Below are 14971 nucleotides of genomic sequence, written 5' to 3'. Positions count from 1 at the left end.
ACTGAGAAGACTAACAACAAAAAACAAAACAAAATGAAAAGAATACTTTATTCACTGGCATTTGCTTCGATTCTTTGGAGCTGTAAAACTGCAGGCACAACTGTTACTGCTGTTGCAAAAGAACAGGTAGAGGTTGCGATCAATTTGATTGATGTAAAAGATGATAAAGTTATGGTCACTATTACATCCCCTAAAATCATTACCGAACAAGTGACGTACAGCGTACCTAAAATTGTTCCCGGAACCTATTCCATAGATGATTACGGTAAATACATAGAAGATTTCAAAGCGTTTGATAGCAAGGGAAACCTACTTGCAACTACAAAAACTGATGACAACACCTGGAACATCAAGAATGCAAAATCATTGGTAAAAATCACTTATTGGGTAAACGACACCTTCGATACGGAAAAAGGCGGCGGTTTTGGTCAAAATGATATTTTCTCTCCTGCTGGAACAAATATAGACGCCGGTAAAAATTTTATGCTGAACATGCATGGTTTTGTAGGCTATTTTCAGGACAAAAAAGATTTTGCTTACACCGTTAACGTCTCACATCCTGAAATGCTTTGGGGTGCAACTTCAATGACTGACTTGGATCCAAGCACGACCAATGATGTTTTTAAAACAATGCGTTATGCTGAATTAGTTGAAAATCCAGTTATGTATGCTAAACCCGACTATACTACTTTCACCGTAGATGGTATGGAAATCCTGATTGGCGTATATTCTCCAACCGGAAAAGTAACTGCTGAAAGCATTACTCCGGAGATGAAAACAATGATGATTGCTCAAAAAACGTTTTTAGGAAAGATCAATGCTACCAAAAAATACACTGTATTGTTGTATTTATCAAGCATGACGCCTACTGATGCAAAAGGTTTTGGAGCTTTGGAACATCCTACGGCCACGACAGTGGTTTTACCGGAAATGATGCCCAAATCAGAATTGGTTAAATCAATGAAAGATGTCGTTTCACACGAATTTTTCCATATCGTAACTCCTTTAACGATTCATTCTAAAGAGATTCATTATTTTGATTACAACACGCCAAAAATGTCAGAACATTTATGGATGTATGAAGGGGTGACGGAATATTTCGCCAATCTTTTTCAGATTAATCAAGGATTAATTACGGAAGAAGAGTTTTACACGCGTATGGCTGAAAAAATTGAAAATGCGAATGCAATGAATGACACGATGCCTTTCACTACGATGAGCGCAAATGTGTTGACAGAACCTTACAAAGCCCAATACTTGAATGTATATGAAAAAGGAGCGTTGATTGGGATGTGTTTGGACATCATCATCAGAGAGAAAAGTAATGGTGAAAGAGGAATTCTTGATTTGATGCAAAAATTATCGAATGAATATGGTGTGTCAAAACCGTTTAATGATAACGAGCTTTTTGCCAAAATAACGGAATTTACGTATCCTGAAGTAGGTTCATTTTTGACTAATTATGTTTCTGGTGCAACCCCAATTCCTTATGATTTTTATTTAGCCAAAGTTGGTGTTACCAAATCTATTGAAAAAGTTCCGGGAAATGTGTTCCTGAAAGGGCAAATGCCTTACATTACCGTAAACCAACAGACAAAAGAAATCATCGTGATACCAAATATGGAGTTAAACGTATTTTATAGTACTCTCGGTTTAAAAGGAGGAGATATAATAGTGTCTATTAATGACAAGCCGTATTCATTAGACAATATCTACGATATGATTACTGAAAGTCAAAACTGGAAAGAAAACGATGCTGTCGCAATTAAGATAAAACGTGACGGCAAGGAACAAGTAATCAAAGGAAAAGTAAAACTTCCGTATGAAGAAAAAGAAGGCCTAAGAGCAACTGATGCAACGAAAAAAGCGTTGAAAGAAGCCTGGTTTAAAGCATAACTTCTGAAATAATTTTAAGAAATCCCATTCTAGAAATAGTTTGGGATTTTTTTGTAAAATTTGAATGCGTAACTAAAATCTTTCCAACAATTTTCTTTATTTTGCGCCAAAATTGAAACACCAATTAATTCGCAATCGTTCCAATATTAATCCTATTAAGAATGGCGTAATCCTATTCCAAAAAACAAATTTGAACTTCACATGAAAAAATCTATTATTGCATTCGTTACGCTTATCCTATTAGCATCTTGTAACAAGAGTGAATCTAAAGGCAATGTACACATTACCGGAAATATCAAAGGATTAAAAAAGGGAACTTTGTACATCCAGAGAGTCGTTGACACTGCATTAGTGGCTATTGACACAATTAATATAGATGGGAGTTCGTCATTCGAAAGCAATCTTGACCTGGAGTCTCCTGAAATGCTGTATTTATTCTTGGATCGTGGTGTGAGCAATTCGTTAGACAATAATCTGTCTTTCTTTGCCGAACCGGGAAACATAAGTATCGAAACCAGTTTAGATCGCTATTTATACGACGTCAAAATTTCAGGTTCTAAAAATCAAGAAATATTTGAAGAGTACAAAAAAATAAATATGCGTTTCAATGATGAAAATCTTACACTGATTGAGAAAAAATTCAATGCTGTTAAAAGTCAAAACGCAAAAGCAATGGACAGCTTAACTGCCAAACAAGAATCTAACATCAAACGAAAATATTTATTTGCCACTAACTTTGCTTTAAACCACAGAGACTATGAGGTAGCTCCATACATCGCGTTATCCGAGATTTACGATATCAACGTGAAGTACTTAGATACGATACAGAAAGCAATGTCTCCAAAAGTAGCAAAATCACTTTATGGAAAAAAATTGACCAAATATATTGCATCAATAAAAAATGAGAAATAAAACTAAAATCAGAATCCGATACATTAGATAGTCCTTTTAAACGACTACCTAGAAGTAAAAACCAAAACCATCTTGTTACTGCAACAGATGGTTTTTTTGTTTAATAATAATATGCTGCTGGCTGTAATTATTAAAAACGGCAGTTGTTTCGGTACTTCAGTCTTTCGTGCAGCAAAGCAGGTCAAAAAGTATATGGAGGATCGTTCTTAATGAAATTTTTATTGCATCCCATATGATTTTCTTCCAGAGACTTCAAGACAAAACCACTCATTATGATGTAAAAATGATCGTTAAAACTAATTACACCCGGCGGTTTTACAATAATCGTTTTTGAAACACAAATCCTGATTGCGGCCTTTTATATAGTGCCAAAAGTTGCCCGTGAAATTATCATTCCTACAAACATTAGAAAATACATCGAGAAAACAACCAATGTCATTATTCCGATGAACTTGTAATGCGATTTCAAATATTGTAAGGAAACAGTAAGTCTTTCGGAATTATTTTCTTTAAGAGCCGCTTTGGCATGGGAAGCAAATCTATTCAGGTAATACACCGGAAAAAAGTACAGTGCAGCGATGATTAGATACACTACGGACATCACGATCCCAAAAGAAGGTCCCATCGCTCCCATTGGTGGCGGCATATTCCCCATAGCGGAAAATAATGTGCTGGCAAATAAAGCTGCAAAAATAATAAAACCTATTCCTACATAACCGAGAATTGATAAAAAGTAGGCCCATTTTGCGGTTTCTTTTAAAAATTCGCTCGCCGTTTGATGCAATTGCATTTCAAAATTTTCGATAGTTGACTGTTCTTCCATAAGGTGATTGTTTGGTTAGATTTCAAATTTAACCAAAAAATTATGACGAAGGTTTAAAACAGAGTTTAATTGTTGGTTCCACCAAAAACAAAAAACCATCCCGCTTATGACGGGATGGTCTAATTAAAGAGCCGGCGGAGGGACTCGAACCCACGACCTGCTGATTACAAATCAGCTGCTCTAGCCAACTGAGCTACGCTGGCGACTCATTACGGGTGCAAATATAAGTCTGAATTTCTATTTTCCAAAACAAATTCAAACTTTTTTTGCGTTTTTTTTGACTACAATTCGTTGATTTTAGCAATCAATTGATTAGCAGTTTGTTCCAATTCAACATTGATTTGTTTGAAGTGTGCTTTTTTATCTTCTACCTTTTTAGCGTTCACTTTAGTGATCAAAGTGTCAAAAGCAGCGATAGCTTCGTCAATTAAAGCATTCGTTTCTGTTGTTGGTTTTCCTGTAGTAGAAATTTCGAACAAGTAAACTGCTTCAATAATATCTCCTAAAACGTAGTTGATGTCTTTTTTTAAATTTTTAACGTTTGCCATTTTTATTTTTTTAAAATTTGAATTTTAATTTGCGTCTGCAAAAGTACACATAATCTTTCTATTACCGACTATGAAATGTAAATTTCTAAAATTGAAGCTTTTCCATTGAGAATGAATGAATTCATCGCGGCAGGAATCAAAACAGTGTCACCTTTTATATAGTGCAACTTTGAATCGTTGCATTCTATTTCGAAAGATCCCTCAACACACATATAAACCGTAAAGCTTTCTCCGGATTTAGAAATCGAAATTGCTCCGTCTAACGGAATAATGTTAGTCGTAAAATAAGGACAGTCAACAATGACATTTGATTCGTTTGTATTCTTCGTGTATTCTTTCTTGGTTTCTACCTTATTATAATTAATCGCGTCCAAAGCCAAATCGACATGAAGTTCCCTGGTCTTTCCATGTGCATCTACTCTGTCAAAATCATAGATACGATAAGTAATGTCTGAAGTTTGCTGAATCTCGGCAACCACTAATCCGGCGCCAATAGCGTGTACCGTGCCCGTCTCTAAAAAGAAAGCATCACCTGATTTAACTTTTACAGTATCAAGAATAGAAAGTAACGTTTTGTTTTTCAGATTTTCTAAATAGTGCGTAGCATTCGAATCTTCTTTGAAACCTACAATAATTCTGGCATCACGATCAGCTTGCACGACATACCACATTTCCGTTTTTCCAAAAGAATGATGTCGTTTTTTTGCCAATGCATCATTAGGATGAACCTGTATCGAGAGATCTTCGCGGGCATCCAGATATTTGAAAAGCAATGGAAATTGCTTTCCAAAGCGGTCATGAACCGCTGTTCCCAGAATCTCATTTGGCCATTGATCAATCAAAGCAGTCAGTGACTTCCCTTTCCACTCACCGCGCGACACAACGCTTACATCGCCTTCAACCGCAGACAACTCCCAGCTTTCGCCAGTGCTGTTTGAAGTAATAGGCTTGTGAAGCAGTGTTTTTAGTTTTTCACCACCCCAGATCCTCTGTTTAAAAATGGGTTCAAACTGTACAGGATAAAATTTCATGCTAGCGTATATTTTTAAAATTTTACGTTTATAAAAGCCTGTGCGACTGCACCTATCTGATCAAACAATAAATGGAATTTAAATTAGAAAGATGACCTCATTTTTTTCTTTTACACGAATTTCTTGAGTGCTGCAAGAGCTTTAGGAATATGCTTTGTTGCCAGCATACTGTCAAAAACCATCTGTACCACCCCATTTCTGTCGGTTACGTAAGTCACTCTTCCCGGCAGTAACCCAAACATTCCGGTGGGAACACCAAAAAGTTTTCTGATTTTCTTATCAGGATCTGTCAGAAGAATAAAAGGCAGCTGATATCTTTTGGCAAATTGCTGATGCGAAGCAAGATTGTCGCTGCTGATTCCTATCACCTCAGCTCCCAAATCCTTAAAATCTTCATACTGATCCCTAAAGCTGCAGGCTTGTGCGGTACAACCCGGCGTATTGTCTTTTGGATAAAAATAAATTACAAGCGGTTTGTGTCCCACGACAGTTGCACTGTCAAAATCATTTCCATTCGTGTCTTTTGCGATAAAATGGGGAATTGTATCCCCTACTTTTAGTTCCTTCATTCTCCTTTATAGGTTACAAAATTTCGAGGGGTTTCATACAGCACCACTTCCAATTCAAATTCGGGCTTAATTCTTTTTCTGATTTTATTCCAAATGACTACCACAATATTTTCGGCAGTTGGGTTCAAATCCTGAAATTCCGGAACATCCAGATTCAGGTTTTTGTGATCAAACTGGTTCTCAACATCCTCTTTGATAATATCGCTTAAAAATTTCACATCCATAACATACCCTGTTTCGGGATCAATCTCACCGGTAACACTTACGGTCAAATCATAATTATGTCCGTGAAAATTCGGATTATTGCACTTCCCAAAAATGGCATCATTTTGCTCCATTGACCATTCTTTTCGATATAATCTGTGCGCCGCATTAAAATGGGCTTTTCTTGAAATAGTAACTTTCATCAGGCAGGTTTGCGTTTAGTTTATACTTTATGTTCTTCCAGGAAATGGTAAAACTCGTCGAAGATTATTTTGAACCAGACCGTATACAGTTCGGGACGGATTTCCATATCGGTTTTCACATCCTCAATTTTCATCCACTTCCAGTCTTCCACTTCCTCGGGATTAATCTGGGGCTCAGCATCGTAATACCCAATCATCACGTGATCGAGTTCATGCTCAGTCAAACCGTTATCAAAAGGTGCCTTGTATATGAAATGAAAAAGTTCTTTGAGCTCTGTTTTGAAACCCATTTCTTCAAATAATCTTCGGCTGCCCGCGTTGATGTTTGTTTCCCCTTCGCGCTGATGACTGCAACAGGTGTTAGTCCACAGTAATGGCGAATGATATTTTTGGTGGGCCCGCTGCTGCAACATGATTTCGTTTTTGCTGTTTAAAACAAAAACAGAAAAAGCCCGGTGCAAAATCGCTTTTTGATGTGCTTCAAGCTTAGGCATCAACCCTATTTGCTCGTCGTTATGGTTAACTAATATTACGTTTTCTTCTGACATATGAATTTATTACCCCTCAAAAATACAAAAAAAGAAATGGTATAGAAACGGTTTTTGAATTTGTGAAAAGTTTAACGACTGTTGCACATGCTAATATTCTAAATTTATATCAGTTAAAGGACACTTCTAATTTACAGCTTCGGTTACAGTAAAAAGTTAAAACTAAAAGCCCTGTTTTCTCGTAAATAGAAATATAATAATGATAATTAAAAGAAAATCAGATTGCAAATCAGTTGATGCTATAAAATATAGAATCGCTCTGAATTTGTGATATAAAGAAATCAAAATGAAAACAAAAAATCAACTACTGAGCGTATTATTCCTCATTCCGCTGTTCATGTTCACCGCCTGTGCGCAAAGTACTAAAAAACAAGTGAATCCAACTAAATCAATCACGATGGAAAATTCCCTTCAGAAACCCGGAAACCCGTATTATTCCCATACGAACACCAAAAAACTTAATGTCACTGACGCCGAATGGAAAAAGGTTTTACCTGAAGATGTCTATGAAGTAATGCGAAATGCCGACACGGAAAGGCCGTTTACAGGGAAATATTGGAATACTGACGATAAAGGAACCTATTATTGTGCGTCTTGCGGCAATAAACTCTTTCGTTCCGGCGCCAAATTTTCAAGCAATTGCGGCTGGCCTAGCTTTTTTGAACAAGACAACAAAAACAGTGTTATTTACAAAACCGATAATTCTCTTGGAATGGAAAGAATTGAAGCCCTGTGCGGAAGATGTGACGGACATTTAGGACATCTTTTTGATGACGGACCGGAACCAACCGGTAAAAGATACTGTATGAATTCGATCGCCTTAGACTTTATCGCTGATAATAAGTAACTGGAAATCGCCAAGATTTATAATAATAATAATAATAATACTGCAACAATAAAAACCCTGTTGCAATAAAAAAATAAATATTACGTATGAAGAATCTATTTTTAATTTTCTTACTGACATCAGTGGGGATGTTCGGACAAAACAACGCAACGAACAAAGCCGCAAAAAAATCCACTTTGGAGACTATTACGCTGGCCGGCGGCTGCTATTGGTGCGTCGAAGCTATTTATGAAAACCTAAACGGGGTACAATCGGCAGTATCAGGATATGCCGGTGGCAAAAATGGAAATCCCACCTATGAAGATGTCTCAACCGGAAGAACCGGTTATGCTGAAGTGGTTCAGCTCACCTATGACACTACTGTGACCAATCTGGACGAAATTTTTAAAGTCTTTTTTACGGTTCATGATCCAACAACGTTAAACCGACAAGGTGCCGATGTGGGAACACAATACCGTTCTGCAATTTTTTATAAAAATCAGCAACAAAAAAATGCAGCTCAAAATATTATCAATTCACTGAAAAATGCAAAGATTTATGATGATCCGATAGTAACCGCATTAGAACCGCTGACCAAATTTTATAAAGCGGAACAGTACCATCAGAATTATTACGCAAATAATAAAACACAGCCCTATTGTCAAATGGTGATTCAGCCCAAAATGGAAAAATTTGAAAAGCTGTTTAAAACTAAATTAAAGAATAAGAAATAAGTACACCTAAAAAACCGAAAAGAGATTTTCGGTTTTTTTTTGCTTTTGATGTATTGTGCATCAGCTACTTCAAAATACACCCAAGCACACAACCAATTGATTTTTATTGACATAGCATTATTACTCACCATTTTTCAGTAAATTTACTATCCTATCCGCAGCTGTATTTTCTGCTGAAAATAGGACCTTTCAAATAAAAAAATTACTGAATTAACGTATTATAACGTCGCAAAATGAAAGCACTTGAATCTTATTTTCAAAAACAGGCAAGCACTATTCATTTGCTTATGGATCAAGAGTCAAGAAGTTTTACTGCTGATACATTTCACCAGCTCCGGGTAGAAATTAAAAGGGTAAAAGCCTTAGTAGATCTGATAGCCTTTTGTTCCAAAAAATGGAACCCAAAAAAAACGTTCAAACCTTTTAAAGTTATTTTCAAACAAGCGGGAAAAGTAAGGGAAATTCAATTGCAATTGGCGCTTCTTGAAGAACAGCCTTCTTTTAATTCGTTAAAAGGCTGTCGAAAACACTACAAAAAAAAATTAAAAAGAGCCTTGGAAAAGTTTTTTACTGTTACAAACAGCGGGACATCCGGTAAGCTCAGGAAAAAGCATCGCATCATAATTGCGCGGTTTTTACAAATCGGCAAAAAGAAGCAGAGACGATACATGGCTGTGAAAAGACAGGAAATTAAAAAAATGCTGCGTCAAAACACCATTAAAAAAAAACAAATTCACACGTTTCGCATACGCCTGAAAGTGTATGACTACAACGAGAAGATTATGAAATATCCCGAACAAAACAAAGGAATCGCTGCCAGAAACAGGCTAATGGAATTGCTTGGTCACTGGCATGATTTTCAGGTCAGTATTCTTCAGATAAAAAAAGCCACTCGCAATTGCGCGTCGGATTCCAACGAAATTGAACTGCTTGAAAATATTAAATCTACATTTATTTCAAAACGAAATGTACTGTACGATCAAATAAACACCGCGTTAAAACAGCAGCATTTTTTAGATGCAGAAAAAGCCTGAATTTGAAACATTTCAAGCGCAGCGCAATGTTGCTGTTCCAATTTTAACTCTTATTCCTATTCACACAGCAATACTGATTTTGACAAACCAATTGTTAAAAAACCAGACGCTATTTTGCCTGCCTTTAGAAAATAGTCAGGTCAAATTCGTTTGCAGTACTGATAACTCATTTCCCACAATAACCTTTTGCAAAAACAATGTCATAATGCTATGATTTATAGCTTAAGTTTGTATTGTTGCAGCAAATACAATGCGATGTAAAATGAAGCATTTTTTTCAATCTTCAGAACGTGTTGCAAAGGTAAAATTAGAATAAAATTAAAATGTAATGCTTATGTACGAAAATAATCAGCATGAATTATTCAATGTCACGCCCGCTCTATTGCAAGTTTTAGACACTAATCTGGCAGTGATTGCAATTAGTAATGCTTTCCTGCAAGCTACAATGAAGGAAAGAAATGCAGTAATAAATCAGAATATTTTCGATGCTTTTCCTATCAACCCCGACGATAAAAGTGCCGATGGAGAAAAAAACATACGCGCTTCATTTGATCATGTCTTAAAAAACAAGGTAACTGATATTTTGCCTGTTCAAAAATACGATATTAAAAAACCGGAGCGTGATGGAGGCGGTTTCGAAGTGAAATATTGGAAGGTAACACACTCGCCAGTACTTGCTGGTGATGGCAGTGTAAAATATATTATCCAACATGCGGAAGACATCACCGAAAATCAGGAACTGATACAAAGTGTTGAGAAGTTGAAAAAAAACAATGAACAGCTGAAAGAGTCGTACGATTTTTCAGAGGCTATTATTTCCAGCATTCACGAAACTTTACTGATACTAAACAAAGATTTTCAGGTAAAGTCTGCCAGTAAATCGTATCATAAAAAATTTCTCAGCACAAAAAAACAAGTAAAAGGGAAATCATTATTCGAACTTGGAGATGGGATGTGGAATAATCCCAAACTGCGTGACTTATTCAACAGTATTCTTACCGATAACAGTAATTTTAATGATTTTGAAATTAAGCTTGAATTTCCATCCATCGGTGAAAAAATAATGGTGTTGAATGCCAGTCGAATTATTAAAAAGAAACAGGGTAAAGAATTAATTCTTTTCACCATTAAAGACATTACCGAGGTTAGAAGAATGGGGTTTGAATTGCAGTTAAAAGAAAAAAAAGTCCTTCAAGAACAGATTGAAGCCGAAAAAGAAACGCTTAAAAAACTGGAAGACAGCGAAAAACGCTATAATATGATGCTGATGGAATCCCCCTTTGCCATATCAATTTTGAAAGGGAAAGACATGGTGATCACGCTCGCAAATGACAGCATCAAGGAAATGTGGGGTAAGGGAAATGATATCGAAGGAAGAAAATTTCTCGATCTTTTACCTGAGTTGAAAGAACAGCAATTTCCGGCATTACTCGATAAAGTATATACTACAGGAATACCATTCTACGGATCTGAACTGCTGGCGCCAATATACCGTAATGGCAAATTAATGCAGGAATATTTCAACTTTGTGTACCAGCCTTATCATGAAGCAGATAACACCATTTCAGGCGTTACGATAATAGCTTATGATGTCACCACGCATGTCATAGCAAAAAATGAATTGATTCGTTCCAAAATAAATGCCGATCAGAAAACATTGCTGGCAGAGGAAGCCGTAAAATCTAAACAGCAATTTTTGTCGAACATGAGTCATGAAATAAGGACCCCGATGAATGCGATTATTGGATTTACAAATGTCGTTTTAAAGACCAATCTGGATAATTCGCAACGAGAATACATTAGCGCAATCAAAGAATCAGGGGATGCGTTGATTACATTGATTAACGATATTCTGGACATTGCCAAAGTGGATGCTGGAAAGATGACTTTCGAGAAAGTACCTTTTAGTCTGTCCAATTCGATTGCGACAATGCTGCAATTGTTTGAACCTAAAATGCATGAAAAAAATATTGAACTGCATCATCAATATGACCCGGCCATTCCTTTATATTTATTAGGCGATCCTATGCGGTTGCGGCAGATCATTTTAAACTTGATGAGTAATGCGGTAAAGTTTACTTCAAAAGGAAAAATAACCATCAGTCTGACTCTTTTAAAAGAGGATGCTGAAAAAGCAACCATTGAATTCCTGATTACCGATACAGGCATCGGGATTCCTAAAACAAGGCTTCACGATGTTTTCAATAATTTTGAACAGGCAGCCGCAGGAACCACCAGCTCATTTGGAGGAACCGGATTAGGACTTGCCATTGTCAAACAATTGGTAGAACTTCAGGGAGGAACAATACTGGTAAATAGTGAATTGGGTCAAGGATCTTCTTTTGGTTTTATTTTGAGTTTTGAAAAAAATAAACAGGAAGACGAAACAGCGGCATCAAAGCCTAACGAAAATACATTCGCAGAAGCAGCCGAAACAGAAACAGTTAAAAACTTGAAAGTGCTGGTGGTCGAAGACATCGCACTGAATCAACTTTTAATAAAAATTATACTGTTAGACTTTGGTTATGATGTGGCAATTGCAAATAACGGTCAAATCGCCATTGAAAACCTGCGGGAAAATAATTATGATATCATCCTTATGGATTTGCAAATGCCGGTGATGAATGGATTTGAAGCCACAGCATACATTCGCAATACAATGAAAAACAATGTTCCCATAATCGCACTGACAGCTGATGTAACCACTGTCGATGTCGAAAAATGCAGGGCAGTCGGGATGAATGACTATGTATCCAAACCTATTGATGAAAAAGATTTATACACTAAAATAAATAAATGTTTAAGCAAAGAGATTTAAACAACTAAAATACCGAAGGCACTGCCTTTTTGCTATTTCTTTCTACCGCTTTCTCAAATTGCAGCACCTACTTATTAACCACAAATTACAAACAAGAGACGAACTAATTTTTGTAAAGTGAGGATTCTGAAACACTGAAAAACTAGCGCAAGAAACTGATATTCCTAATTTAGGATGCTACTTTAGTTCTAAAGTTAAGCAGTAATATTTTTCTATAAATTAATTCTTCGTGACTTAAAACATTATCTTCAAATTTTGGGGAAGTTTTCCGCAACCAAAATAAAATATCAAATCCTCACCAAATGCGTTTATCTGCTTTCGGTAAGGAAGAATTAAAGAATGTAATTATGGGAAAGACTACTAATACAAAGATTAGTCAGCAACTAAACTTTCCAGATAGGCTAGGAATCGGGATAATATGCCTCTGCTATTTTCGGTCGTTAAATTTTTTTTTTCTACTTTTTCAAATTCGTTGAAAGTAGAAATAAAGAACGCCACGAAGCATAAAATTACCACTACAGTCATGATAATTAATTCTAAATTTTCCATATTATTTTTTGAGTTTTAAATTTAAAAATATCAAAAGACCCAGGATTGTTGGAGGCCATAATCCAATAAAAATAGCGCGCTGAGGGTCTTTCAGAATAATATAAAAGTATTCAGAAGTAAAAATCAACACGATAACCAAGACTAAAATTAAAATTTCAGATTTTTTAAATTTTTCAAACATTTTTTTATTTTTATCGTTTATTTGTAAATGTAGCGTAAAAAAAGCCAATAGCGGCCCGAAATTAAGAGGTCTGACAACAATTAGCTTATTTTATTAACAAAATAAGCTAAATTATATCATCTCCAAATAAGCAAGATTTGTAATAAAAATTTGGTTAGAATAAAAATGCTGTATGGTGTAGATTTTCAACATTAAAATCCGCAAAAAAATACCCTTTAAAAATTTAGTTTAAATGGAATTGGGAAAAAACAATCGCCTTTGCTGTTTTGGTCTTTACTTATTTAAAATCGCTCCAATCATCAGCGCGCATTTCTCGCCGTCAATCGCGGCAGATATAATTCCTCCGGCATAACCTGCTCCCTCTCCGCAAGGATACAATCCTTTTATTTGCAGGTGCTCATAAGTCAGCGGATCTCTCGGAATCCGTACTGGAGAAGAGGTTCTCGATTCCGGAGCATGAAGTATTGCTTCGTTTGTCAAATAACCACGCATTGATTTTCCAAATTCAGTGAAACCTTCGCGCAATATTTGTGTTATAAATTCAGGAAAAACCTGTCCCATTTCTACCGAAGTTGTCCCGGGAACATAAGACGTTTTTGGAATATCTGAGGAAACTCTTTTTTGTGTAAAATCAAGCATGCGCTGTGCAGGAACTTTTTGGGTTTCGCCCGCCAAATGCCAGGCGCGTTGCTCGATACTTTTTTGGAATTCCATTCCGGCCAAAGCGCCGAATTTAGCAAACGGTTCAAAATCTTCCAGTTGCAATTCGATGACAATCCCGGAATTGGCCGTAGCCTGATCCCTTTTGGAAGGCGACCAACCATTGGTAACTACTTCTCCCGGACTCGTGGCACAAGGTGCAATGACACCGCCGGGACACATACAAAACGAATACATTCCCCTTCCTCCTACTTGTTTGACGATTGAATACGGAGCCGGAGGTAAAAATTCCCCGCGATAATCACAACTGTACTGAATACTGTCAATCAAAGATTGTGGATGCTCTGCCCGTACGCCCAACGCAAAAGGTTTCGCCTCGATAAAAATCTTTTTTCGATCCAATAATTCAAAAATATCACGAGCCGAATGTCCGGTGGCCAAGATGAGTTTATTGGCAAGAATCGTGTCTCCTTTTTGAGTCACGATACCTTGCACTTCATTATTTTTTATTAAAATATCAATCAGTCGGGTTTCAAACAAAACCTCTCCGCCACATTCGATGATTTTCTCCCGAATATCCTGAATAATTTGAGGCAATTTATTGGTTCCAATATGCGGATGTGCGTCAATAAGTATATCCTCCGAAGCTCCAAAAGCGACAAACAATTCCAAAACGCGTGTGACATCACCTCGTTTTTTAGAACGCGTATACAACTTTCCGTCCGAATAGGTTCCGGCTCCGCCTTCGCCAAAGCAATAATTAGAATCCTCATTGACCAGATGGTCCACATTGATGGCTTTTAAATCTCTCCTTCTGCCACGAACGTCTTTTCCACGCTCAACAACAATTGGTTTCAAACCCAGTTCTATCAGTTGCAAAGCAGCAAAAAGTCCCGCAGGTCCCGCGCCAACAACAATTACTTCCTGAGCTGAAGCCACATTCCGATATTCCGGAAGTTGTAATTTTTGCTCTTGAAAAGGCTCTCCTTTTAAATAAATCAAAACCTTAAGATTGACTTTTACCGCTTTTTGACGGGCATCAATTGATCTTTTCAAAATAGAAACATGCTGAATCTCATTTATAGAAACTTTAATCTGTTTCGACAAATGGTCTTTCAGCAACATATCATTTGCTGCAATTTCCGGGGATACTTGTAATAAGAGTTCTTGAGGCATTTTTTAGATTATTCGATTTTTAGATTATTAGACTTTAAGAAACTGTCCAACAATCTGGGTACAAAAGTAGTATTTTGTACTGAATTCTAGTCACTGAAAACAGAATCCGCTTTCAATTTTTCAAATTGACCAATTTTCGGATCAGACTTTGTAACTTTGCAATTCAGAATTAATACGATAACTGCTCAACCGACTAAACAATTAAAAATAAAATTAATATTTGATTTTTGAGCAACCCTCTAAACTGAACAATGATCAC

General features: G+C 36.5%; 14 protein-coding genes and 1 tRNA gene. 6 read left to right on the top strand and 9 right to left on the bottom strand.

Going from position 1 to position 14971, the window contains the following annotated elements; translation table 11 throughout:
- Positions 1–33: 33 nt before the first annotated feature.
- Positions 34–1896, top strand: coding sequence for a M61 family metallopeptidase (locus E0F89_RS10675; protein ID WP_131909763.1), 1863 nt, complete (start codon positions 34–36; stop codon positions 1894–1896).
- 201 nt (positions 1897–2097) lie between these two features.
- Positions 2098–2808 carry a DUF4369 domain-containing protein gene (locus E0F89_RS10670; protein WP_131909762.1) on the top strand — a complete coding sequence of 237 codons (711 nt, stop codon included), beginning with the start codon at positions 2098–2100 and terminating at the stop codon, positions 2806–2808.
- A 358-nt stretch (positions 2809–3166) separates the two neighbouring features.
- On the opposite strand, the gene E0F89_RS10665 is transcribed toward E0F89_RS10670, so the two are convergent.
- The 7 genes from E0F89_RS10665 to idi form a co-directional block, all read right to left on the bottom strand.
- On the bottom strand, positions 3167–3631 hold the full coding sequence (locus E0F89_RS10665; protein WP_131909761.1) for a hypothetical protein: 465 nt from the start codon (positions 3629–3631) through the stop codon (positions 3167–3169).
- Between the two features lie 129 nt (positions 3632–3760).
- Positions 3761–3834 (bottom strand) — tRNA-Thr (locus tag E0F89_RS10660).
- A 78-nt stretch (positions 3835–3912) separates the two neighbouring features.
- Positions 3913–4179, bottom strand: coding sequence for a hypothetical protein (locus tag E0F89_RS10655; protein WP_131909760.1), 267 nt, complete (start codon positions 4177–4179; stop codon positions 3913–3915).
- Between the two features lie 68 nt (positions 4180–4247).
- A complete protein-coding gene (locus E0F89_RS10650) occupies positions 4248–5210 on the bottom strand; it encodes a type I phosphomannose isomerase catalytic subunit (RefSeq protein WP_131909759.1) in 963 nt (320 codons plus the stop codon).
- Positions 5211–5320: 110 nt separating this feature from the next.
- A complete protein-coding gene (locus E0F89_RS10645) occupies positions 5321–5779 on the bottom strand; it encodes a peroxiredoxin (RefSeq protein ID WP_131909758.1) in 459 nt (152 codons plus the stop codon).
- Positions 5776–6186 (bottom strand): 6-pyruvoyl trahydropterin synthase family protein, encoded by a 411-nt coding sequence (locus tag E0F89_RS10640; protein ID WP_131909757.1) that lies wholly within the window; start codon positions 6184–6186, stop codon positions 5776–5778. Before E0F89_RS10640 ends, E0F89_RS10645 begins: the two co-directional genes overlap by 4 nt.
- Before the next feature lie 20 nt (positions 6187–6206).
- Entirely contained in the window at positions 6207–6734 is a 528-nt protein-coding gene (gene idi, locus E0F89_RS10635; protein ID WP_131909756.1) for an isopentenyl-diphosphate Delta-isomerase, read from the bottom strand.
- Positions 6735–7020: 286 nt separating this feature from the next.
- Between idi and msrB the strand changes: the two genes are divergently transcribed.
- The 4 genes from msrB (at position 7021) to E0F89_RS10615 (ending at position 12146) form a co-directional block, all read left to right on the top strand.
- Positions 7021–7581, top strand: a complete 561-nt coding sequence (gene msrB / locus E0F89_RS10630) for a peptide-methionine (R)-S-oxide reductase MsrB (RefSeq protein ID WP_131909755.1) — start codon at positions 7021–7023, stop codon at positions 7579–7581.
- 86 nt (positions 7582–7667) lie between these two features.
- On the top strand, positions 7668–8294 hold the full coding sequence (gene msrA, locus E0F89_RS10625) for a peptide-methionine (S)-S-oxide reductase MsrA (protein ID WP_131909754.1): 627 nt from the start codon (positions 7668–7670) through the stop codon (positions 8292–8294).
- Positions 8295–8527: 233 nt separating this feature from the next.
- Positions 8528–9328, top strand: coding sequence for a CHAD domain-containing protein (locus E0F89_RS10620; RefSeq protein WP_131909753.1), 801 nt, complete (start codon positions 8528–8530; stop codon positions 9326–9328).
- Positions 9329–9662: 334 nt separating this feature from the next.
- The gene (locus tag E0F89_RS10615) at positions 9663–12146 is read left to right on the top strand and encodes an ATP-binding protein (protein WP_165930012.1); all 2484 of its coding nucleotides are present in this window, start codon (positions 9663–9665) and stop codon (positions 12144–12146) included.
- Positions 12147–12518: 372 nt separating this feature from the next.
- Here the strand turns inward: E0F89_RS10615 and E0F89_RS17115 are convergent, their stop codons facing one another.
- Together E0F89_RS17115 and E0F89_RS10605 are read right to left on the bottom strand one after the other, a co-directional pair.
- Positions 12519–12695 (bottom strand): hypothetical protein, encoded by a 177-nt coding sequence (locus tag E0F89_RS17115; RefSeq protein ID WP_165930011.1) that lies wholly within the window; start codon positions 12693–12695, stop codon positions 12519–12521.
- A gap of 454 nt (positions 12696–13149) precedes the next feature.
- On the bottom strand, positions 13150–14712 hold the full coding sequence (locus tag E0F89_RS10605) for an NAD(P)/FAD-dependent oxidoreductase (protein WP_131909750.1): 1563 nt from the start codon (positions 14710–14712) through the stop codon (positions 13150–13152).
- Positions 14713–14971: the final 259 nt, after the last annotated feature.

This window comes from Flavobacterium caseinilyticum (genome assembly GCF_004349085.1).
Taxonomy (GTDB): domain Bacteria; phylum Bacteroidota; class Bacteroidia; order Flavobacteriales; family Flavobacteriaceae; genus Flavobacterium; species Flavobacterium caseinilyticum.
Note: the sequence above shows the minus strand (reverse complement) of the source record. Positions and strands in the feature narration are given on the sequence as shown.